Genomic DNA, 24,215 nt, shown 5'->3' with positions numbered 1-24,215 from the left:
AATATCTTATCAATAAAGACAAGAAAAATAACTACTCTTAAATGATAAGGTCTATTTACTCCTGTAATATAAATTACCGCAATTAATAATCGTCACTTTTTTCTGGAACAACCAAACCTTCAATACCCGCTAAAAGCTCTTCTTCTGACATATGATCAAATGAAGTGCCTTCTTCTTGCGATGATATATTAAAAACACTTTCGGCTTCACTTGAATGGGTAATAAATTCATTTGCCATTTCTGGTTCATCTACTTCCACATGCTTTTGCAGAGAATGAATAAGATCTTCCTTTAAATCAGCAGGCGACAACGTTTCTTCTGCTATTTCACGCAAAGCAACAACAGGATTTTTATCATTATCACGATCAACCGTAATCTGCGCCCCTTGTGAAATCTGACGCGCCCGATGACCTGCTAAAAGTACCAATTCAAAGCGGTTATCAACTTTATCAATACAATCTTCTACCGTTACGCGGGCCATTTATGCCTCTTTCTTAAAGATTAAAAAACTTCATAGTGGGTATAGAGTATATACAATAATCAAAATAAAACACAAGGAAAACAACACAGACTTTCATATTTTTTGCTTAAAGAACTTACTTTAAGTAAATTCTTGGAAATTTTATACAAAATATACAGCGTATTCATACCCGTTACCAAAGCTGCTCTAAAAAGTATTCCAATAGATTAAAACCAAACAAAAGAAGGGGTTTCTTGACAAAATACCTCTCTGGAATCCTTACCCTTTTAAAAAGAATACCAACTCTTAAAAATCCTTTGCAATAACAACAGTTTTATGCACACTTTTTATGATAATAGATTTATTAAAGACAAAATTTTTTCTTTGAACATCATATGGGTTATACTCTTGTTCATTGAATAAATTACTGAAAATATTGCCTCTTTTTACATAATAATTAGCAATAAATTTATATTAGACGTTATTATAAAACAGTTTATTTATATTCATTATAGCTTGTTTATCAAAACATGACCCGTCATATACGCTATAAAAGACTCAAAAGAATAGAAAAATGATTTATGCCTAACACCATGAATAGCCAATTAACATCGCTTTGCCCAGAACCACCAAAAAATTGTAATTTATGTCCTAGGCTCCATCAGTTTATCGCTGACTGGCGTGTGAAAGAACCAAGCTGGTATAACGCACCAGTACGCCCCTTCTTTCCCTATAAAGGAGCAGACACAACACGCCTTCTTATTGTTGGTCTTGCTCCTGGATTACGCGGCGCAAATCGAACTGGACGTCCATTTACGGGTGATTATGCTGGGCACTTACTTTATTCCACTTTAAAAAAATTTGGTTTTGCCCAAGGAGCCTTTGAAGAAAGAGCAGATGATACTCTTGAACTGATTGATGCAGCAATCGTTAACTCTGTTCGTTGTGTTCCACCAGAAAACAAACCCACTGGTGCAGAAATTAATACATGCCGTTATTTCTTTTCACCTCTTTTAACAAATCTTCCCAAACTTAAAGCCGTTATTACGTTGGGTACCATTGCTCACCATTCAACGATACGCGCCCTTAATGCAAAAGTTTTAGCTCACCCTTTTGGACATGGCGAAATCAATAATATCGGTAGATTACGCATCTTTTCAAGCTATCACTGTTCTCGTTATAATACGAATACTGGCCGCTTAACAGACGCTATGTTTCACCAAATTTTTCAAGCAGCAAAAACATACTTAGATCAATGCTAAAACTGTTTTAGAAACATTCTCAATACAGGATATCCAAATCCTACCTCATCATCCATATCTTTTTAAAAGTCTTGCTTTTTCACGTCCCCAATCACGTTTTTTCTCCGTTTCGCGCTTATCATGAAGCTTTTTCCCACGTGCTAGAGCAATCTCCAACTTAACGCGCCCTCTTTCATTAAAATAAAGTTTGAGAGGAACAAGGGTCATTCCCTCACGAGACGTCGCATTAAAAAAACGTGCCATCTCACGTTTTGAAATTAATAACTTACGCAAACGTCGCGGTTCATGATTAAAGCGATTAGCCTGCGTATATTCAGGAATATAGCTATTTACTAACCATAATTCCCCATTTTCAAAACTCGCATAACTTTCGGCAATATTAGCATGATTGGAACGTAAAGACTTCACTTCCGCTCCCTGAAGGACAAGACCTGTCTCAAGATTATCAAGAATTTCAAAATTAAAACGTGCTTTACGATTGTCAGCAATTATTTTCCGTATGGGCGCGTTCTTTTTTTTATTCATGGCTTTGTCAATATCATTTTATGCTTTTAAAAGACCAGCATGACTGAGGGCTGCATCAATAATCTTCTTTGTTCTTTCTGTTAATGGAACAATAGGAGAACGTACAGTATCACCACAAAATCCTAATTTTGCAGCAGCATATTTAATACCTGCTGGACTAGGTTCAATAAACACAGCACGATTAAGAGGCATCAAGCGATCATTTAATTCTCGTGCTGTTTTATAATCACCACGAAAACAAGCGGCTTGAAGCTCTGCACAAAGCTTTGGAGCAACATTAGAGGAAACTGAAATACACCCCATACCTCCATGTGCATTAAAACCTAAAGCTGTACAATCATCACCGGAAAGCTGTACAAAATCCTCGCCACACTTTTCACGTTGTTCACTAACGCGCTCAATTCTGCTCGTCGCATCCTTAACACCAACGATATTTTTAAAATCTTGATAAAGATCCCTCATAGTTTCCACAGCCATATCGATAACAGAACGACCAGGAATATTATAAATTATAATCGGAATAGAAACAGCCTTGGCAATGGAAGAAAAATGCTTGTATAAACCAGATTGATTTGGTCTATTATAATAAGGAGTGACAACCAAAACTGCATCTGCGCCAGCCTTTTCTGCATATTGCGCAAGCTCTACAGCCTCACTTGTGCTATTTGATCCCGCTCCAGCAACAACAGGAACACGCTTTGCAACCTGCTTAACACACAATTCTATAATTCGCTTATGTTCTTCATGACTTAAAGTTGCTGATTCACCTGTTGTCCCAACAGGGCTTACACCATTAATCCCTTGTGTAATCTGCCATTCAACAAAATCACAAAATGCCTTCTCATCAATTGCGCCCTTGTTATCAAACGGGGTGATAAGCGCAGTTACAGCTCCCTTGAGCATAATAAACTCCCTATAATATTCGCTTTTATTTTTTTAATAATCGCCTTTACAAATTTTAAACAGAGCATAATCTTGCTCTATCATTGAAGCAAGATGAATTTCACAAAAGCCCCCATAATATGGCATGTCCCTCCTTAAATTTTGAACATTTCTTTAAAACAAGCAGTCCGTGTTAACGCGTTTTTCATGCTTGTGTTCTATAAATCCTTGAGTTTTTACAAAAAGCAAGGTCTCAAGGTCTTTTCTCTATGTATGTATTTTCCACCTCTCTTTTCGTATCAACCCTTACCGCACTTATACTGGCAATAAAAATTTTATTTTCAAGTGCATATGCACAAACACCCCATGTGCATGGGAAAACGCCAATCCCTTTGGTTCGCCCTACTCCCTTTACCTCAAAAGAAGCTCAAGAATCTCTTCAACAGATACACACGACACCGCACAATACTGATACACTCAAGCAACTGAAAGCTGGGCTAGATGCACTAGCAAACAACAATATTGCAAAAACAATAAATCTTCGTAATTCAATGGAAAAACATAGCCTTGATCATCATATTTTGACATGGGCGCTGGGGATATCAAACAAAGCTAATATACCAAGCTCTGAAATATTTAATGCAATCAACATGCTAAAAGGATGGCCAGGTATAGAAACGATGCAACGCAATGCTGAACGTGCTTTTCTTAACGAAACCAACGTCACACGCACAATCATCCAAAAGTTTTCTCATCACCCACCCCGAACAGCACAAGGCATGGCTCTTTTCGCTAAAGCACTTATCGCAACAAGACAAACCACTCGTGCTCAACACGTTATTGCGCCGTGGTGGCATAAAACACAACTTAATGAAAAAGAAGAAATGTTTGTCCTTAAAAATGCAAGCGCTGCATTAAAACCTATTGATCATTTGAAACGCATGCAATTTATGCTATATGCACATCGTTTTGATTCAGCAGCGCGCGTTGCAAAATTAGCCCATGCTCAATCTCTTTTTAATGCTTTTGTGGCCGTTGAAAAAAATGATCCTAGAGCCACTCAAAAATTACAAGCTGTAGAAAGATCATGGCAAAAAGATCCTCTTTTTCAATTTGCTCGAGTGCGCCATCTTCGGCGAACAGAGCAATATGATGCAGCTGCAGCACTCATGATGAAGATATCACAAGATACATTCCGTCTTATGAACCCTCATTCATTGTGGAAAGAACAACGGGCCCTTTCTCGCGAAATGCTCGATTTAAACAAACCAAAAATCGCTTATCAGCTCGTTACAATGCACACTGGGCACACTGGTATGCCATCTGCATTAGCAGTCGATGCTGAGTTTCATGCAGGATGGTATGCACTAAGATTTCTTCATAATCCTAAATTAGCAATGGACCATTTTTCACGTATTCCTCAACTCTCTTCTTTACCTTTTGCTGCATCACGTGGATATTACTGGATGGGACGAACAGCAGAAACACTAGGAGAACATAAAAATGCCCAGCAGTACTTTCATCGCGCATCTTATTTTGGTGCAACGTATTATGGTCAATTAGCCGCTGCACGCCTTAACCAAAAAAAGCTTAAAATTTCTTTTCCCAAACCAACAACTGCTGAACGACAACATTTTAGTGCACGCAAAGCTATCAAAGCAATTCAACGTCTTGAAGCAGCCGGCTATGCTGATTTTGCTAAAGTTTTTTATAGAGAACTCGGAAAAAAAATAGAAAGCCCCGGTGAATTAGCTCTTCTGGCTGTTATGGCAGAAAAAAATGGTGACTATTATACCAGCCTCAAAATCGGAAAAATGGCCGCTTTTCAGGGAAAAAATGTCGGTGCACTTTCTCATCCTCTGGGAGCTATACCAGCTTCTGCTCATATTTCTGTAGAAGAAAAATCGCTTATTTATGCCATTGCACGCCAAGAAAGCGAATTTAATCCAACAGCTATATCAAAAGCAGGCGCACAAGGTATACTCCAATTACTTCCTACAACAGCAAAAGAACTGGCAAAAAAACACTCAATCGCATGGTCTCCTAAAAAATTTAGCAGTGATGCTCATTATAATGTGACATTAGGTGCCCATTTTCTCAATGAACAATTGGAACGTTTTAATGGATCCTATATACTAACTCTTATTGGCTATAATGCAGGCCCCCGTCGTGTCAATGAATGGATAAAACGTTATGGCGATCCTCGAGGACAACCTCTCGATAAAGTCATTGATTGGATTGAACGCATCCCTTATACAGAAACACGTAATTACGTGATGCGTGTCATGGAAAATTACGGTGTCTATAAAGCAAGGCTTACTGGTAAAATAGATATAACAACCGACCTGCTTTCTGGTCGATAAAAATAATTTGCCTTAACTGCCCAAATAGTATTTGAAAGCCTTTTTAAGAGCCATTTTTATGCCTTTTTAAATAGTCCCATACGCCACCCCACCTGTAACGTACAAGCAAATAATTTGAATTCATTCAGTATCAATAGAGTTGAAATGGGAAAATCCTAAGCTATTCGAAGCTCTCATTCCAAATAAAAAATAATGAATTATCATTATAAATCATAATGTTGCATAAATAATTTAATTCTTCTCAACACATAAACGATAATATTATAGAGCTTATCAATGTAAAAAGAGTGAAACGAATAACGCATCCTTTTATTGTTGCTTATTTAATCAACATTCAAATATTTTAAAAGGGCATGTTTTGAGGGTGTTTTTTCTGCTTACAATATTTCTATACCCAATAGGGGCGCATTATTGTGTATATCTTCTGGAGCAGAAAAACAGCCTCATTGAGTTAGAAAACCTTAAAGATAAAAATAGCTTCTTGCCCCTTCTCCTTACATTCGGCTTTACGCCTTTCGAACATGTCGATAACAAGATCTTTTAAAAAATGAAGATTTAAGTATTGCCTTGCGTTTTTCTCATTTTTACATATGAGCTTACATCCTTCACATAAAACAGAACATCCTAAATAGCCAAAATAGTATGTGTTTCTTATTTATGTTTTTGTTGCAATTTAAAGGTTTCTAAATCTATTTCATAACGGTGTAGCTGAAGAATCCTGTAATGGGGTCACACCCTTCACGTAAAACAGAAAGCCATTGTGTTACAGTTTCACGAGCTTGTTTTAAAGAAACATCTCTCAAGACACCCAAGCCCTTTTCACACTAGCGCCCGTAAATGATATAATGGTGAATCCATTGAGCACCACTATCTTTATGCTTATGGAGAAGCAAGCCGGCACCATTACACACTTTGCCAGCTCGTGGATGTTGCGAAACCTTTAGCACTTAAGACAATTCATAAGAGCCATTTTTAATCTTTTCTTATACAAATTTTATACCCACACTCATCCCGCTTATGATGTGCAAGCGTGATATTGATTGATCAACATACACAGATTTGAAATGAGAGAATCTGACGGTACTCAAAGTTCTAATTAAATATGCATAACACTAAATTATCTTTATAAATCAATGCATTGAACTTCAAAAGATCCTCTTACAAATGATATAAAAATCTAGTAGATAGACACATTACCTGTACTTAATAAAAGCTATAGCCCTATCATCCCCTAACTCCCAATGTTGTAACAGCTCTTTCATTTAGAGTATGCATAAGAGGTATGTTCACTGTTTTTTTAAGTTTTTTACCCCCATGCCCCTACTTGTGTCATAAGTTAAGCAAATGGTTTTAATTGCTTAAATGTCAAAAAGATTTGAAAAGAACTATTTTTGAACTTTCATTCAAGTTATAAAATGATAAACAATCATTATAAATTAATATATTATCCGAATAGCCACCCCATAAAAAATCAGCTAAATATCAAAGATACTCTGATAGTTTTATTCACTTTCGATGGTGGAGGGGGAGGAAAAGAACCAACGCGTTGAAGTGCCGCCATAGCTAATCGATCAAGTTCTGGATCTCCGGCAGAAGCGACAACACGGCTAGAAAAAATATTTCCCTGCTTATGCACCTTAAATTCTAACTTCACCGTTCCTTTTACCCAGCTGGTACGCTGTCCTACAACATAATTTTTTTGCCTTTCTAATTGTGACTGTACCTTTGCTAACCACTCCATTAACAATATATCTTCAAGTGCAGCTGTACTGCTGCTCTGTCTAGCGGTAGATGAACGCACGGACTTTGCAGGCGGCAGTTTCACGACTGCTTTTGGCATTGGTATCGTTTTCTTTTCAAATATTTTATCTTCTACTTTTTGAGGAAGAGATTCTTCCAGAGATTTTACTGCAAAATCATCTTTTTCTACAGTATGCTGGAGCTCTTCCGGTTGAACTTCCTCCACTGTTTCCAATATCTCTGGCTCTTGCTCTGCAAGATCTGGCTGCAATCGTTCTGGTTCTGTGCTGACACTTGATAAATCTATATCACGATCTGGATTCGACGAATCTATATCAACATCAAGATATAGAGCCTCTTGGGCAAGAGTTAGCATAACCGTCGACGGGAGCATACCATTATTCACACCAGTATTTCGAAAATAAAACTGTGCTCCCAATGCTATATGCAAAGAAAGAGCGCCAACAAATGCACCAAACCAAAGAATTGATAACTGCCTCGTATTTGTAAAGCTCATAGTTTCTTCCGCCGCACTTTCTCTGAAGTGCAATTATTGAGTATTTCATCTCATTAAAACAGGCTATTTTGAAATTGCAACTTTTTTCTTGACTGATTTTATCATGTTTAATATGGTCTCTACTATGATTTTATCTTTTTAAATCATTCCTGCTTGGTTTGCTAAGTTATGATAGGGTTAAATCAAGCATTTTTATAGGTAAAACTTTAAACTGAGAGAGGGGATGTTTAAAAAAAGGTTATAATGTGTTATGCGAATAAGACGAGAAAATATCCATAAAAGCTGCATGATTTTAGGTGCGCTGTCAGTCTGTATACCTTCATTTGTTTTTGCACAAAATAGCGAGAAGAATGTTGTAACTGAACTTAAACCAATCCTTATTAAAGGAAAAAAGATAGAGGATACTTCAAATTCAATAACCATTCTAACTGATCGTAAAACCGATAAGAATATTGATGAAAAACAAATAAGTGATGTTTATGACGTTAATCGTCTTAATCCTTCCGTATCCTATAATTCAGAAAATAACAGTTTTGTTGTTCGTGGCTTAGATGCAAACCGTGTTCTTACGACAATGGATGGTATTTCTCTTCCATGGTTTAATGATATATTCCGTGGTGGAGGTGGAAACACAACTTTTGATTTCAATGCTCTTTCTACGTTTGATACTATTCAAGGATCAGATTCTAGTCTTTATGGTTCTGGCGCCTTAGGGGGAATCATTGCATTGCGTACCCTTAATCCTGAAGACCTTATTGTGGAAGGAAAGAATTGGGGAAGCCTTATAAAAGGTGGTTATCACTCTGTTGATAACAGCTGGCGCATCGATCAAGCTTTTGCTGTACGTAATTACCAAACATTTTTGCTTTTCCAAGGATCATATGTAAATGGTCATGAGCGCAAAAATATGGGAACAGTGGGAGGATATGAAGAACGTACACGTAAAAACCCTTCAAACTTTGATAAAAATAACTTGCTTTTTAAAATTCATCAATATTTGAGTGATAATCACCGGCTTGGTTTTACTGCAGAGCGTTTTGGTCATAAGAGTAGTACACATGAATTAAATTCGTCTAAAAGATATGCTCCAGGTTCCGTTTATGAGCGGGATAATAAGCTTCGTGAGCGGTTTTCTCTTTCTTATAATTATAATGGTAATGGTGATGCAGCTCTTGATGCGTTTAATGGGGTACTTTATTGGCAAAGGCAATCAAGTCGTTACGTTATGACTGGCGTTCGTGTTTCAGCCCCCAAAGGGGATTATTTAAGAGATAATTTCTTGCGTAATATCAATTATGGTTTCAATGCTGATGCACTTAAAAAAATGGATTTTGGCACTATAAACCACACGTTAAAGTTTGCGACTAATGTTTCTTCATCTAAATTTCATCACTATTTGTTAGGTAAAGACAATTGTCATGTAAAAGAATACGCTCGAGGATGCCTTTTTGTTCCTGCTAATCGGTCGGATTCACCAGACACCAATGGTTACAATTTAGGTTTTGTTTTTGAAGATGAAATTGGTTTGGTTGATAATCGTTTTCGTGTAACACCAGGACTTCGGTATGATTGGTACAAATATGTTCCTCAAAAAACATCTGCTTATGAAGAAGCGCTGATTTCTGATAGATTCCCTCCAGAAAGGACTGGATCGCGCTTTTCTCCTAAATTACGCATGGAATGGGATATTCGAAATCAAATAACGCTCTATGCTCAGTGGGCACAAGCTTTTCGTGCACCACGTGTTTCGGAACTTTACGTCTCTTATATCAAACCTTCTGCTTATTATGTGAAGGGAAATCCTGATCTTCAACCAGAGACAAGCAATGGGTATGATGTTGGTCTTCGGTATGGAAATGTAAATTTCGGTGGTTCTTTCAATGCCTTTATCAATCAATATAAGAATTTCATAGATACCGAGGATAGAGGGCCATCAGAAGAATTTAGGTTTGCGCGTCGGCATTACATGAATCGTTCGCGCGTGCAAATTTTTGGTTTTGAAACAAAAGCGCATTTAGTTCTTAAAAATGGTTTTCATAGTAATGTTGCTTTTGCTTACTCCCAAGGAAAAGATCTTGATAAAAATGAATATCTTAACTCAATTCCCCCTTTGAAAGCAGTTATCGGATTAGGATATGCAAAAGAGATTTGGGGAAGCGATATTATCTTTACTTTGGCAGCCAAACGTGACAAAGTCGCTGAAGGGTCTGACTACCAAAAAATTCCAGGGTATCATGTCGTTGATATGACAGGGTGGTGGAAGCCATTCGGTGAAACGGGACCTGTTCTAAGAGCTGGTGTTTATAATCTTTTCAATACAAAATATTGGAATGCGTCGAGTCTTCCTTCTGGTAAAAGTTCAACACCGAAGGATTATTATAGTCAGCCTGGTCGTAACTTTAAGGTGTCGTTCGTACAAAAGTTCTAATCGCTTCTATTAACTATTAGGTAAATAGAAAATCATATCGATAAAAGGATAAATTATTTGTGTTTCTATTTTCAATATCTTTAAAACTATAAAGGTTTGATAGAGCGATTTTAATTCTTTCTATTTTATCATTTTTTGACTGTTTTGCTATTGGTGATAGAGGCATATTTTGTGATAGATTGAACTCTTTAAGAGTTCAATCTATTGCCTAGGAATTATAAAATTTAAAAGTTAGTTCTTGGGTCTGTAACATAAGGTAAAATCCATGGCACATACAGCTGAAATGATTATTCGTTTACGTGAAGAAAAAAAAGAGATGCGAAACCGTGATTTTGCGGTTTCTATTGGTATATCTGAAGCGGAACTTCTTGCAGCCTATTGTACAATTGGAAAAGCAAAAAGGCTACAAATTGATGTTGCTACTCTCTTAGAAAATGCTCCTCGGCTTGGAACAGTCATGGCATTAACGCGCAATGAACATGCCGTTCACGAAATAACAGGGTGTTTTGAAAAAATTGTTCAAAACCAACATGTTCCTATAACACTTGGTGAAATTGATTTACGTATTTTTGCAAAACAATGGAAGTTCGGTTTTGAGTATGATGTTATTGTTCTTGGAAAGCCTACAAAAAGTCTACAATTCTTTGATCATCATGGCGTTGCTATTCTAAAAATCTATTCTAAAGATATGACAAATATGGAAGAGTGGAATAAACTTGTTGAAAAGCTCCTTCTTGAAGATCAGTCTCCTGTTCTTAACATTCTTCCCGTTTCTCTCCCAGCCCAGTGTGACATAACAGAATTGGACATTGAGAGATTTCGGGATCGTTGGCGGAAAATGACAGATGTACACCAACTTCATAAAATTATTTCCGAATTTAAGATTAATCGACATCATGCTGTAAAATATGTTGGCAGTGAATTTGCGGATGAATTACAAGTAGAAGCTGTTGAAATGATGCTTAACCAAGTCGCACGACAAGAACTACCAATTATGTGTTTTGTTGGTAATAAGGGATGTATTCAAATTTTTAGTGGGACTGTAAAAAATATTAAGCAAATGGGGCCTTGGCTTAATGTTCTTGATCCAAAGTTTGATCTCCATTTACTCACATCTGGGATTGCTAGTGTATGGCATGTTCGCAAGCCTATCAGTGATGGTTATGTCAGTTCACTTGAAGTTTTCGATAAAAATGATGAAATAATTGTTCAGTTCTTTGGCATGCGCAAAGAGGGTCAAAAAGAGCGTGAGGATTGGCGTTCTTTATTGAAGTCTCTTCCTCCATATCAAGAATCAGTTGTCGCTTAGAAAGATAAAATATGCTAACTCTTCTTTTGTGCAGACAACTAAGGTTTTTTCTTCTTTTTATACTGCTTTCTTTTAGCTTCTTTTCTCAACGCGCCATCGCTGAACCTACCACATATTTTTCTGAAAATGCGCGAATTGTCTCTATTGGCGGCTCTCTTACGGAAATTGTTTATGCATTAGGAGCACAAGATCAACTTGTTGCCCGTGATAGTACAAGCGTTTATCCAAAAGAAGCCCTCAAACTTCCTGTGCTTGGTTATATGCGTGCCCTTTCACCTGAAGGTGTTTTATCTCTTGCTCCAGAAGGTATCTTACTCGTTGAAGGAAGCGGTCCTGCTTCAACAATTGAAATTCTCAAAAAAACATCAATTCCTATCGTGATCATACCAGAAAATTATTCTCGAGAAAGTGTGATAGAAAAAATTCGTCTTGTTGGAAAAGCCATCCATCGTGAAGCACAAGCTGCTGTATTAATTCAAAAAGTGAGCCGTGATTTTGTAGATAATGATGCTCTTTTGGCAAAAGTAACGAAACCAAAGCGTGTCCTTTTTATTTTGTCGGTACAAAATGGGCGCGTTATGGCATCTGGAACAGATACAGCAGCAGATGGTATCATAAAACTTTCAGGTGGGATCAATGCTATTACTGATTATAAAGGCTATAAACTTCTCAATAACGAAGCGTTATTGAAAGCGAATCCTGATGTTATTTTACTTATAAAACACGGTGAGAAATCCATTAATCTTGAAAAGGTTTTAGCTATACCAGCAATCCAAGCAACAACTGCAGCCAAAAATCATGCTATTAAACAAATGGATGCTATGTACCTTTTAGGATTTGGTCCACGTACTGCAGACGCATCAAGAGAACTTATTCATATGCTTTATGGTGCAAACTAAAACGGATAAAATTGGTAGAGAATCCATCTATGGTTTATGCATCTGAAACAAAAAAAAATAAAAAAATGAATCGTAAAAATTTGAGAACAATACTCTTATTAGGTCTAATAATGTTCCTCATCTTGAGTATTTTGGGCGGACTTTTAAATGGTGCTTCAAATACTTCTTTCTTTGATTTTCTTAATATCATGTTTACGCAAGAATTTTCTGTAAGTAGTAAAACACGTGATTATCTTATATTTATCGATATAAGGCTTCCTCGCGTTATCCTAGGATTATTGATCGGGGCAGCTTTGGCTGTCTCTGGTGTTATGATGCAAGGACTTTTCCGTAATCCTCTTGCAGATCCTGGAATTGTAGGTGTATCAGCAGGTGCTGGTCTTGGTGCCGTTTTAGCAATTGTTTTAGGTTTTGCTTTTCCTGTTTCATTTGCACCTTTTCTAGAGCCTTACAAAGTTATCATGGGTGCTTTTTTTGGTGGACTTTTATCAACGATTGTTCTCTACATAATAGCGACGCATCATAACTTTACCTCTATTGCAACTATGCTACTTGCCGGTATTGCTCTTGGTGCATTAAGCGGTGCAGTTGTTGGAACATTGATTTTTATTGCAAATGACCAACAATTACGCGATATCACTTTTTGGAGTCTTGGCTCTCTTGCAGGCGCGACATGGTGGAAAGTATGGCTCGTTCTTCCTTTCATTTTTATTGGTCTTCTTTTCTCTCCCTTTTTATCACGAGCACTTAATGCTCTTGCGCTTGGAGAAGCCGTTGCTGGCCATATCGGTTTCCATATTCAACGCGTTAAGAATATTGCAATTCCTCTCGTTGCTCTTATGTGTGGTAGTGCAGTTGCTGTCAGTGGTGGTATTGGTTTTATTGGTATTATTGTTCCTCATATTTTACGTCAGATCATTGGTCCTGATCACCGCTATCTTATTCCTTACTCTGCTCTCTTGGGAGCATCTTTACTTATTTTTGCTGATACGTTTGCACGTTTAATTGTTGCCCCCGCGGAATTACCAATTGGAATCGTAACAGCGCTTTTTGGTGCCCCCTTCTTCCTGTGGATCCTTATATGCAAACGAGGAACAGCCTTTTCATGATTGAAGCAACAAATATTTGCGTTCAGCGCGGAAAAAAACAGATTCTCAATCGCATTAATCTTCAAGCTAAAAGTGGTTCTTTTACCATCATTATTGGTCCCAATGGATCGGGAAAAAGTACTTTTGTCAAAGCACTGAGTGGGGAAATTCCTTACAGTGGAAAAATAACCTTAAATGGTTATGATGTGCGCCAAACAAAAACTTATGAAATGGCAAAAATGCGCGCTGTGCTCCCACAATCAACAACACTTGTCTTTCCATTCTTAGTTCATGAAGTTGTAAGACTTGGCCTTTCTGTAAACCAATTCACCATTGCCAAAACCGAGTTACAAAATCTTATCCAGAAAGCTTTAGATCGCGTTGATCTTTCTGATTATGGTAACCTATATTATCACCAGTTATCAGGTGGAGAACAAGCGCGTGTACAACTTGCTCGTGTTCTTTGCCAAATCTGGAAACCCATTTATAATGGAATTCCTCGTTGGATGATATTAGATGAACCTATTGCTAGCCTTGATATTCAACATCAAATTATCGTTATGGATATCGCTAAACAATTTTCCCATTCTGGTGGCGGCGTTCTCGCTGTTCTTCATGATCTCAATCTCGCAGCACATTATGCAGATAGCATGATCTTGCTAAAAGAAGGAGAGATTTATTGCGAAGGAAATGCGACTAATGTTTTGACAACACAAAATCTACGCGATGTTTATCATTGTTCCTTAAACGTTTCTGAATTACCTAAAGAAGATATCCCATTTATACTCCCTCAAACAGCATCCTCTTATGAGTTTAGATCCTAAAGCAGTCAGCTTCAATCTAAAAATTAATGTACCTAGCACAATAAAGTACGCAAATATTCAAGATTCTATTTTATTTTTGATGAGCTCCTTTCTATCATCTAACGTTTTCCGCTCACATCAAAGATATTTTTGGAAAAAACTATCTGTTTAAAATCTTTCAAGATTTTACGTACTAAAAATATTTGAGATTTTATTTTGCTATCATACTTTTATATAATGAAAGTTTATACGACATAAATATGTATTTTCCTCGCTCTTTCTATCACTCTTGTCTTTAATAAAAATGATCCAGAAATACGTACAAATACCTTTGTCATAATAATTATATGGATTATTTATATTTTCTAGGGACTAGATAAAAATTAAGTACCTCTTGACAATTTGTAAAAGATTTATTTGTTGCTTTAACGACGTTATTTTTTCTCATAACATATATGCTTTTGCTTTATCTTTTTTATATTGATTTATAATGATTCTTTATCTATCTTTGTAGTCAATAAAAACATTAAATATAATCATATTTTTATTTTTCTTCCTCTATTAGAAAAATTGTTTATTGATACATCAATTGAATAAAATATTTAAAATAAATTCAATAACGCTTCTTATCGTCCCCTTAACGTAAAAACAATGCGTAATATAGGGATGAGGAGAGAGTATAGAAATAGCGTTTCTCTGCTGCTTCACAAGCATAACGATGATTCCACTCAAAGGAGTACTATCATTTACAGATAAAACCTCCACCATGGCAATGCAAAGAAATGAAATCGACAACAAGGTGAGAAATATCTTTATAAGATGAATTAACTCATACAGGGATATGCTGTTTTTGTACAAAAAAACGCTAAAAATATTGTACTTTTTTATGCCTCAGATTGAATAATTGTATCACCTTACCCCCTATCAAAACACCTTATAAAAAATATATCTCCAGATCTCTTCACGCCACAGTTTAAATGATTTTTACACATTTTCCCTATGTTATCATCAATTATAAAAAATTATATCATTAACTCTTTCCCCCAATCATTTAAAATTATTTTTTAACTCTCTCAAGTATTGTATAAAGAGTATAGATTTCCTCTTCACATACATAAAAAATAACGCGGAATTGCTCCGCGTTAACAAAATTACCAAGGTGTATAGATTATTTATGACCCGACCATACTCATGATTTTATAGCATAGACAACAGTTGCATTAACAGGGCGCGTTTCTGCCTCACCCGTATGAGAAAGAGTTATCTTGTGTGTATGTGCACCAGCAGAAGCTGTTCTCCCTTTCAGAGTCGCATTATAAGTATAATGATTCGGTAGTCTTCCAATATCACCAGTTGGCCATCCTACCCCTTGATACTCAAAATTGTGTGCATGCTCGCCTGATTCTTCAATGGTTCCAATATGCGTATGCGATTTTATGCTATCTTGTTGTTTATCTGCAAATTTTCTACCACCATCTAAACCACGGCCATCATCAAAGCCGCGTAAAAACATGCCTCTAAAATCAGGGACTTTAAAAGTTCCATAGCTGTTTTTTCCCCATTTATCACCTATTGCTTTGAATAACTGCGGATAATCCTCACACTTATAAGACTTACCATCACATAAAAGCCAACCATTTGGCACACTTTGCATAGCAAATGTTGCAATAAATCCAGCAGGAAAATTTTCTATTTTTGGTGGTGTAGGATTTAATAAATACCACCCTTCATGCTCTTTTATTAAAACACCATTATTATATACCATTTCATAAATGCCACCTCTTTGCAGTTCTCCCCCTTCTAAGGGGATAACCCCCACATCAGTGGCTTTATAGATAAGCTTTTCTCCTATATTATTAACAGTTATTGTCGTCGTGCCAATATTCGTGCCACGAGCTTTAAAACGTATGATGATATCATTGTTGTATTTCTTTATCGGTGAAACTGTCTTTAAGGTAATTAATGTTGTTTTATCTTCCGCATTTACCATAAAGCTTGAGTCAATAGATCCACCATTATCTGCAAGATATTCTCGTACGCGCTGCATCATCGCCCGCGCACTATCATTAACAGAACTAGGCGGCTGACCTTCTGCCCAATTAATGATACTATCTGAATAAGCATTTTCATCGGCCTTTAGCGACCAATCGTAAATATTAGACATTTTAAATCCCCCATTATTTTCATAATTTTTCTAACAACTTCTCGTTCTGTGCACTAGAATGCGCTGCCACTTTTTATTGCTACATCATAACCACTGCACCATCCGTATTTACACATTTTATCTCTCTTTCCTCCTTCCAATTTAATAACCTAAATTCATCAGACCTTCTTCATAACATCAGCATTAATGCAACCAATTCTAATGTGTAATATAGCCACCTCATCTGAGGTTACTTAATATCTTGTTTTGTTGTTGTGCTGTTGTTATACAGTTATATTTTCAATATCTTGCATCTCATTGCAAAATTTATAAATACTGTTCAAAATTCCCCCTACTATGGATTTCATAGAACTGTTATTGAATGTAATAACTTATCATCCGCATAGAAAGTTTTTGATTTAAACATTCTCTTTTTTATTTTTTTCAATAGCTTAAATCTATTTCGTCGATATTTTATACTCTATATTTTAAACGAAGAATCTCTCTCTTTTGACTTCCATTTATCTTAAAATTCTAAAAGTTAACTTCAAATTCTTTGTATGCATCATTATATTTTTATTCATATGCAAATACCTTGAAAGGCTCTATTTTATTCAATTTATTTCTGAAATTGTTTTACTCGATCAATACCAACATTTTTTAAACAAGCTTCTGTTCAATCTTAATGCACCATAGGAAATATATTCACTATGACCATTTTTTTCACACCTTAATTGAACTAGAAATGAAATACTTTAAATATTAAAGAAATATCACAAACCCTCATCAGATCTGATGAATATAAATTTCTTTTACTTGAATTAAAAAAACAGCCTTTGCCCCCTATAAAATGCGCGCCACTCACCTTTAAAGAGCTGTAAGCGCCCATTCTCCTCCCCCACCTAGTGTGATTACCCGCGTGTAATATTTTATTATATATGGATTCTTTTTGCAAGAACAATAAATCCTTCTGAACATGCCCTCGCAATTATTAGCTTTTTCTCTCCTTGTGGAAAGATAAGAGGAAAAATTTACTGTTTTGATAACAAATTCTGTACTGGCTAAACCAACAGAGCAAAATACATCATATCATCGAACTTCATTGTAATCATGATTTAAAAATTTAAGTAGGCTTTCTTAATATTTTACTTTGTTACATCATCAGCTTTTATAGAAAAAATCTCAACCGTGCTTACAATATCTATACCATCATTATTTCCTCTTAGAAGAAGAATAACAAGATCTCTCAATAATAATAAATAAAACTCTGAAAATTGAAGATCTTACTGTTTTATATAAGAGACTAAGCCATCATTCCCATACTTCTTACCTTCTTTCTCAGAAACTTTCAACATTGTGTTTTTTTAAGAGGTATAGTTTTATTTGAAGCGCCTTCACTCCATTTTATACCAACAATTTGTGAGGTCATTTTTACATCGTCTGCTATATTTGATATATTTTATTCCTTATATAAAAAAACCATACTCACACTGCCTTTGCGAATAAAAAACTTTTCTGTAATTTCATATATATATATTTAAACTATAAGAATTTATAAAATACGATTTGTTTTATTATCAATAAAATAAGCTATATGTCGTGATTTTTTATATAAAAATACCTTATATTTTATTCATAAAAAATAAAACTCATCTTTATTAAATATAGACGTTATTAAACTTTTTATTATTGATCATGTAAAATCGTAAATAGAATATATTCATCATTTTCTTATTTGTAATGATATCTTAATTGAACACAGCTATGAAAAAATAAGAAAGTTTTATTTTATATTCTAAATACGTAGAATAAACATAAATTTAAAGGATATGTAATAATCTGTCATGATTTCAGAAACAAAAGCATCACGACATGACACTTTATAAAAAGGGTGCTATTGTCTGAAACTGAGTAACTAGCTTAGCAAAAAAGCTACATAAAAGTAAAAGAATAAAAATTAATGGAATTGCGCAGCATATACCCTCTGGCTTTAGCTATAAATTTTATCCTCACCATTTCTTTATAAAAGACTTTAATATTATCACTGGTTATTTCATAGTATCTGCTTTTATTTCTAACGCATGTAGAAAAATCGTTAAAAATATATCTTTGTGATTGACAATGTCAGTATTTAAGCCAATCATGTGTATTCTGGCAAAAGTGTTTACGTGGGGGGAGTGCAGGTATTATTTCAAAGATATTGCGTTGATCTTTTCAAAGTAAATCTTCTTAAGCTTTATTGAAGATGACTTACTATAAAATATTATAAGCATCTCTTCATTCAAGATACATTATTGATCATTTAAATATATCTCCATTAACATCACGCCTTAGTTTTTAAACTATGTGTTTAGAAGGAAAAAGTTTGTGCCGAAAAATATTCCATCAATCAGTTGTAGTCCCTTTCCTGCCTCACGCAAAATTTATCAACAGAGTCCTCTTTTTTCTGATGTGCGTGTTCCATTGCGTGAAATTTCATTGACCGATGGGAGTGGTGAAAAACCTTTAAATGTTTACGATACTTCTGGTCCCTATACCGACAAAGATGCAGTCATTGATCTTACAAAAGGTTTACCTGCAATTGGCTCATCTTGGCTCTTTCAGCGTGCTGATACTGAACCTTATCCTGCACGCTTAGTTAAACCTGAAGATAATGGATTAACCTATAATAGCTCTGCTATTCCAACATTTGAACAAAAACGACCTATTTTACGAGCTAAAAGTGGCAAAGCAATTACACAAATGGCGTATGCACGCGCAGGTATTATTACTGCCGAAATGGAATATGTTGCTATACGAGAAAATGAAGGACTGGCAATAAAAGATCAACAAAAAGTGCACTCAGATATATTAGATGGAGAAATACCAGAAATTTATACTGCGGAATTCGTTCGTAATGAAATTGCAAATGGACGAGCCATTATTCCACAAAATATCAATCATCCAGAATGCGAACCAATGATTATTGGACGTAATTTTCGTGTTAAAATTAATGCCAATATTGGCAATTCAGCAGTGACTTCATCAATGGCAGAAGAAGTTGATAAAATGGTTTGGGCTATTCGTTGGGGGGCAGATACAGTTATGGATCTCTCAACAGGGAGAAATATTCACAATATTCGTGAGTGGATTATTCGAAATTCTCCTGTGCCTATCGGGACTGTTCCTCTTTATCAAGCACTCGAAAAAGTACAAGGTATTGCTGAAAATCTAACATGGGATATTTTTCGCGATACTCTCATAGAACAAGCAGAACAAGGGGTTGATTATTTTACCATTCATGCAGGCTTAAGATTACCATTTATTCCTATGACTGTTGATCGTGTAACAGGTATTGTTTCACGAGGCGGTTCTATTATGGCAAAATGGTGTCTCCATCATCACAAAGAAAGCTTTCTCTACGAACATTTTGATGAAATTTGTGATATTGCAAGAACATATGATATCTCTCTTTCGTTAGGAGATGGATTACGCCCTGGCTCTATTGCCGATGCCAATGATGAAGCACAATTTGCCGAACTTAAAACTTTAGGAGAATTGACAAAAATTGCTTGGGAAAAAAATGTACAGGTTATGATTGAAGGACCAGGACATGTCCCAATGCACAAAATTAAAGAAAATATGGAGCAACAACTCAATCTCTGTCATGAAGCACCTTTTTATACTTTGGGACCTCTTACAACTGATATTGCTCCTGGTTATGACCATATTACATCAGCAATTGGTGCTGCTATGATTGGATGGTTTGGAACTGCCATGTTATGTTATGTAACACCTAAAGAACATTTAGGACTTCCCGATAAAAATGATGTCAAAACGGGGGTCATCACTTATAAAATCGCCGCTCATGCTGCTGATCTTGCAAAAGGTTTGCCCAGAGCACAGTTGCGCGATAATGCTCTTTCACGTGCACGATTCGACTTTAGATGGCATGATCAATTCAATCTGTCTCTTGATCCAGAAACAGCTTGTACCTTTCATGATGAAACAATGCCGAAAGATGCCCATAAATTGGTGCATTTTTGTTCCATGTGTGGACCAAAATTCTGTTCTATGCGTATTTCCCATGATATTCGTGATGCTGCAGCACTCAAAAAAACAAAAGGGGAAGGTATGATTGCTATGGCTGAAAAATATCAAGAAAGTGGTGATCTTTATGTCGATGCATCTCAAAAAAAGAGAGTAAATAGTTGAAGAATATTCTTATTAAAGGTGCGGGTGTTGCTGGTTTAACCGTTGCTTTTATATTACAACAAAAAGGCGCTCGTGTTACTATATCGGCTCCACTAAACTCTCCTATAGGTTCATCCAGTTGGTATGCTGGAGGAATGCTTGCTCCTTATTGTGAAAAAGAAAATACTGAACAGATTGTTGAAGACCTTGGTGTACAAGCTATACACTGGTGGCGAAAAATATTTCCAGATCTTGTTACACAAAAAGGTACTTTAGTGGTTGCTCCTACGCGTGATAGAGGAGAACTTGAACGATTCTCACTTCGCACACATCATCATAGAACCATAAACCGTGCAGAAATAGCCCATCTTGAACCAGATCTTGCAGAACATTTTGACTGTGGGCTTTTTTATGAAAGTGAAGCCCACCTTGATCCTCGTAAAGCACTTATCGCTTTAAAAGAAAAACTGATAACAAATGGCGCATGTTTTGTTGATGTTAAAACATCTGAAACAAATTTTGATATGGTCATTGATGCAACAGGAATAGCACGTTTAGGAAAAGATAAAAATATACGGGGCGTGCGTGGTGAAATGCTACTCTTGCGGAGTACAGAAATTAAAATTTCCCGCCCAATTCGTCTTCTTCATCCACGATTTCCACTTTATGTTGTTCCACGACAGGATGATCTTTTCATGATTGGCGCAACGATGATTGAAAGTGACTTTGATGGTCCAATATCGGTGAGATCAATGATGGAATTGCTCAACGCGGCCTATACATTGCACCCTGCTTTTGCCGAAGCAGAAATTGTTGAATCCGGCGTTGGTATTCGTCCAGCTTATCCTGATAACTTCCCTTCTGTATGCAAATATGGTAACCATATCTCTATTAATGGATTTTATAGACATGGTTTTCTTTTGTCTCCAGAAATGGCAAAACGAGCGGTGAAATTGGCATTGGAATAAAACATGCAAATATTTGTTAATGGTGAAACACTTCAAACAGAAGCCTCTTTTCTTAGTCTCTTGCTTGTGGAATTGGGGTATGAAGGAAATTGGCTAGCAACTGCTGTTAATGCTGAAGTTGTTCCTGTAGATGCGCGTGACCAATTTATTTTGCATGAAGGAGATAAAGTGGAAATTTTAAGCCCAATGCAAGGTGGTTAATTATGTTGAATCTTTATGGACGACAATTCTCCTCTCGTCTTATGTTAGGTACAGCGCAATATCCTTCTCCTGCCATCCTTCGTGATGCTATTCATAAATCCAATACAGAAATTGTAACCGTTTCATTACGTCGAGAAAGCGCAGGTGGAAAACAAGGAGGGCAGTTTTGGCAATTCCTTCAAGAGCTCGATATAACGATACTTCCCAATACCGCTGGTTGTTATACTGTTAAAGAAGCGGTAACAACAGCCCATTTAGCTCGTGATCTCTTTAAAACCTCTTGGATTAAACTCGAAATTATCGGTAATTCAGATACCTTACAGCCAAACGTCTTTTCTTTAATTGAAGCAGCAAAAATTTTAAACAATGAAGATTTCAAAATTTTTGCCTATACAACCGATGATCTCATTGTTGCTGAAAAACTCTTAGATGTTGGCTGCCGTGTCATTATGCCTTGGTGTGCCCCTATTGGATCAGCCAAAGGCCCTCATCATACCGATGGACTGCGTTCTATCCGTGCTTATCTTCCAGATGTTACTCTCGTTATTGATGCCGGCATCGGGCGCCCATCCCATGCCGCTGTTGCTATGGAACTGGGTTATGATGCGGTCCTTCTTAATACCGCAGTTGCTAAAGCAGGTGATCCTGTTTTGATGGCTGAGGCCTTTTCCAAAGCTATTCAGGCAGGGCGTATGGGGTATAAAGCAGGTATTCTCGAAGCACGCAATGTCGCGGTCCCTTCAACCCCCGTCATTGGTAAAGCGGTATTTTGATGAAATTGGATCCTTTTTACCTCATTGTTGATACTGCTGAGTGGGTTGAACGTTTGATTCCTCTTGGTGTCAAACTCATACAATTGCGTATGAAAAATGAAGATCTTAAAACGATCCGTCAACATATCAAGCGTGCAAAAAACATATGTGATAAATGGGGGGCACAATTAATTATTAATGATCATTGGATCATAGCCATTGATGAAAAATGCAATTTTATTCATCTTGGGCAAGAAGATCTATGCAATGCTGATCTCCTTGCAATTCGTAAAAATGGTATAAGATTTGGTCTTAGCACCCATGATGAACATGAATTGGATATCGCGCTCTCTGTTAATCCTGACTATATTGCTCTTGGTCCTATTTATCCGACAATCTTAAAAAAAATGAAATGGAAACCACAAGGATTAGAAAAAATTAAACAATGGAGAAAGCGAATTGGTGCTTTACCTCTCGTTGGCATTGGTGGTTTAACACCAGAACGTGCAGTTTGTGTTTTAAAAGCAGGAGCCAATAGCGCTGCTGTTGTGACTGACATTATCCTCCATAAAAAACCTGAAGAGCGGGTACAACAATGGATCAAGGGGACCCAACCATGGCGTTAACGCCTTCTATTCTCATTGTTGCGGGTACTGATCCAACAGGAGGTGCTGGCATTGTTCGTGATATAGAAACCTCTACGCATTTTCAAATAAAAGCAAATTTAGCAATTACTTGTGTTAACGTACAAAATGATCATCACGTTGCTGAAATTGTTCCCATGAATGAAAAACTTATCGCTGCGCAAATGCGCATAGCCTTAGAAGCTAATCCTATCAGCGCAATAAAAATTGGTATGACAGGAAATCAAGCAATTATAGCAGCAATTTGTCATGTCCTCGAAGATTACCCCCATATTCCGGTTATTCTTGATCCTGTGCTGGTTGCCTCATCAGGAGGAAAACTGACAACAGAAAAAATCATAGAAATTATGATCAATCAGCTTCTCCCACATGTTACTCTTTTAACACCAAATAGAGATGAACTTGCTCTTCTTAGCCAAACCCCATTGGCATCTCATCATAAGCAAGCAATACAACAAGCAAAAAAACTTTTGTCATTGGGAGCTCGCTCTATTTTAGTAAAAGGGGGACATGCAGATGGTCCTCTTGCAATTGATAGATTCATTGACAAAACTGAAATCATCAATATTTCTGCTCCACGTTTAAAAGGAACAATGCGTGGAACAGGTTGCATTCTCTCAAGTGCTATTGCAGCCCATTTGGCACTCAATGAACCTCTTATTTCAGCTGTAAAAAAAGCAAAAATATATACCCACACATTGCTTTTAAACCATTGTAAAAACAGTTTTTAAAAGTCTTAGTATTTCTCATAAAAGTAATATTATTCTTTTATTTATAGAGTTAATATTTTTAATAAAAATTATTAACAAAGCTAAAAATATAATAATAAAAAATTTATAGTTAAATTTACAAATAAAATACTATAAAAGTTACTTTCATTAATGATTAAATAGAGCATATAATGGTCATAAATGTTATCATTTATGCCACTTGTGTTCAGTAGAAAATTCTTTTACCATAAAGAGATTAATCTGTTTAAAAAACTAAAATGGTGCATTTGAACAAATTGTACATTTTAAAATGTATATAGTCTCAAGCACCTGTATTTAAGATCTGCC

Annotated in this window: 18 protein-coding genes and 1 pseudogene; 13 read left to right on the top strand and 6 right to left on the bottom strand. The window is 36.2% G+C overall.

Annotated features, from left to right (window positions below; translation table 11 throughout):
- Nucleotides 1-82: 82 nt before the first annotated feature.
- Complete coding sequence (gene rpoZ, locus ACFINC_RS03410; protein WP_375607725.1) at nucleotides 83-481, bottom strand: DNA-directed RNA polymerase subunit omega; 399 nt, start codon at nucleotides 479-481, stop codon at nucleotides 83-85.
- Nucleotides 482-1,053: 572 nt separating this feature from the next.
- On the opposite strand from rpoZ, the gene ACFINC_RS03405 reads away from it, so the two are divergent.
- On the top strand, nucleotides 1,054-1,722 hold the full coding sequence (locus ACFINC_RS03405; protein ID WP_375616166.1) for a uracil-DNA glycosylase: 669 nt from the start codon (nucleotides 1,054-1,056) through the stop codon (nucleotides 1,720-1,722).
- 48 nt (nucleotides 1,723-1,770) lie between these two features.
- Here ACFINC_RS03405 and smpB read toward each other — a convergent pair whose 3' ends face one another.
- Nucleotides 1,771-2,247, bottom strand: coding sequence for an SsrA-binding protein SmpB (gene smpB / locus ACFINC_RS03400; RefSeq protein WP_375616107.1), 477 nt, complete (start codon nucleotides 2,245-2,247; stop codon nucleotides 1,771-1,773).
- 18 nt (nucleotides 2,248-2,265) lie between these two features.
- Nucleotides 2,266-3,150 (bottom strand): 4-hydroxy-tetrahydrodipicolinate synthase, encoded by an 885-nt coding sequence (gene dapA / locus ACFINC_RS03395; RefSeq protein WP_375616106.1) that lies wholly within the window; start codon nucleotides 3,148-3,150, stop codon nucleotides 2,266-2,268.
- 248 nt (nucleotides 3,151-3,398) lie between these two features.
- Here dapA and ACFINC_RS03390 point away from each other — a divergent pair, with 248 nt between their 5' ends.
- Nucleotides 3,399-5,492: a lytic transglycosylase domain-containing protein gene (locus tag ACFINC_RS03390; RefSeq protein WP_375616105.1), complete on the top strand. Its 2,094-nt coding sequence runs from the start codon at nucleotides 3,399-3,401 to the stop codon at nucleotides 5,490-5,492.
- A 722-nt stretch (nucleotides 5,493-6,214) separates the two neighbouring features.
- Here ACFINC_RS03390 and ACFINC_RS03385 read toward each other — a convergent pair.
- A pseudogene (locus ACFINC_RS03385) lies at nucleotides 6,215-6,439 on the bottom strand (Arm DNA-binding domain-containing protein); the annotation flags it as partial.
- Nucleotides 6,440-6,963: 524 nt separating this feature from the next.
- Nucleotides 6,964-7,749 carry an energy transducer TonB gene (locus tag ACFINC_RS03380; RefSeq protein WP_375616104.1) on the bottom strand — a complete coding sequence of 262 codons (786 nt, stop codon included), beginning with the start codon at nucleotides 7,747-7,749 and terminating at the stop codon, nucleotides 6,964-6,966.
- Nucleotides 7,750-7,999: 250 nt separating this feature from the next.
- On the opposite strand from ACFINC_RS03380, the gene ACFINC_RS03375 reads away from it, so the two are divergent.
- From ACFINC_RS03375 to ACFINC_RS03355, 5 genes are all read left to right on the top strand, one after another.
- The gene (locus ACFINC_RS03375; protein WP_375616103.1) at nucleotides 8,000-10,177 is read left to right on the top strand and encodes a TonB-dependent hemoglobin/transferrin/lactoferrin family receptor; all 2,178 of its coding nucleotides are present in this window, start codon (nucleotides 8,000-8,002) and stop codon (nucleotides 10,175-10,177) included.
- Between the two features lie 265 nt (nucleotides 10,178-10,442).
- Nucleotides 10,443-11,486, top strand: coding sequence for a hemin-degrading factor (locus tag ACFINC_RS03370; RefSeq protein WP_375616102.1), 1,044 nt, complete (start codon nucleotides 10,443-10,445; stop codon nucleotides 11,484-11,486).
- Nucleotides 11,487-11,497: 11 nt separating this feature from the next.
- A complete protein-coding gene (locus tag ACFINC_RS03365) occupies nucleotides 11,498-12,385 on the top strand; it encodes a hemin ABC transporter substrate-binding protein (RefSeq protein ID WP_375607731.1) in 888 nt (295 codons plus the stop codon).
- A gap of 29 nt (nucleotides 12,386-12,414) precedes the next feature.
- The gene (locus ACFINC_RS03360; RefSeq protein WP_375616101.1) at nucleotides 12,415-13,494 is read left to right on the top strand and encodes a FecCD family ABC transporter permease; all 1,080 of its coding nucleotides are present in this window, start codon (nucleotides 12,415-12,417) and stop codon (nucleotides 13,492-13,494) included.
- Entirely contained in the window at nucleotides 13,491-14,297 is an 807-nt protein-coding gene (locus tag ACFINC_RS03355; RefSeq protein ID WP_375616100.1) for a heme ABC transporter ATP-binding protein, read from the top strand. Before ACFINC_RS03360 ends, ACFINC_RS03355 begins: the two co-directional genes overlap by 4 nt.
- A gap of 1,168 nt (nucleotides 14,298-15,465) precedes the next feature.
- Here the strand turns inward: ACFINC_RS03355 and ACFINC_RS03350 are convergent.
- Complete coding sequence (locus tag ACFINC_RS03350) at nucleotides 15,466-16,440, bottom strand: phage tail protein (RefSeq protein WP_375616099.1); 975 nt, start codon at nucleotides 16,438-16,440, stop codon at nucleotides 15,466-15,468.
- A gap of 2,346 nt (nucleotides 16,441-18,786) precedes the next feature.
- On the opposite strand from ACFINC_RS03350, the gene thiC reads away from it, so the two are divergent.
- The 6 genes from thiC to ACFINC_RS03320 are packed head-to-tail and all read left to right on the top strand — an operon-like array spanning nucleotide 18,787 to nucleotide 23,888.
- Nucleotides 18,787-20,613: a phosphomethylpyrimidine synthase ThiC gene (gene thiC, locus ACFINC_RS03345; RefSeq protein ID WP_375616098.1), complete on the top strand. Its 1,827-nt coding sequence runs from the start codon at nucleotides 18,787-18,789 to the stop codon at nucleotides 20,611-20,613.
- On the top strand, nucleotides 20,610-21,560 hold the full coding sequence (locus ACFINC_RS03340) for an FAD-dependent oxidoreductase (protein ID WP_375616097.1): 951 nt from the start codon (nucleotides 20,610-20,612) through the stop codon (nucleotides 21,558-21,560). Before thiC ends, ACFINC_RS03340 begins: the two co-directional genes overlap by 4 nt.
- 3 nt (nucleotides 21,561-21,563) lie before the next feature.
- Nucleotides 21,564-21,761 (top strand): sulfur carrier protein ThiS, encoded by a 198-nt coding sequence (gene thiS, locus ACFINC_RS03335; protein ID WP_375616096.1) that lies wholly within the window; start codon nucleotides 21,564-21,566, stop codon nucleotides 21,759-21,761.
- Nucleotides 21,762-21,763: 2 nt separating this feature from the next.
- Nucleotides 21,764-22,534 carry a thiazole synthase gene (locus ACFINC_RS03330; protein WP_375616095.1) on the top strand — a complete coding sequence of 257 codons (771 nt, stop codon included), beginning with the start codon at nucleotides 21,764-21,766 and terminating at the stop codon, nucleotides 22,532-22,534.
- Complete coding sequence (locus tag ACFINC_RS03325) at nucleotides 22,534-23,139, top strand: thiamine phosphate synthase (protein WP_375616094.1); 606 nt, start codon at nucleotides 22,534-22,536, stop codon at nucleotides 23,137-23,139. Before ACFINC_RS03330 ends, ACFINC_RS03325 begins: the two co-directional genes overlap by 1 nt.
- Nucleotides 23,130-23,888, top strand: coding sequence for a hydroxymethylpyrimidine/phosphomethylpyrimidine kinase (locus ACFINC_RS03320; protein ID WP_375616093.1), 759 nt, complete (start codon nucleotides 23,130-23,132; stop codon nucleotides 23,886-23,888). Before ACFINC_RS03325 ends, ACFINC_RS03320 begins: the two co-directional genes overlap by 10 nt.
- Nucleotides 23,889-24,215 lie beyond the last annotated feature (327 nt).

The sequence above is a fragment of the Bartonella sp. AP58NXGY genome (genome assembly GCF_042195785.1).
Classification (GTDB): Bacteria; Pseudomonadota; Alphaproteobacteria; order Rhizobiales; family Rhizobiaceae; genus Bartonella.
Note: the sequence above shows the minus strand (reverse complement) of the source record. Positions and strands in the feature narration are given on the sequence as shown.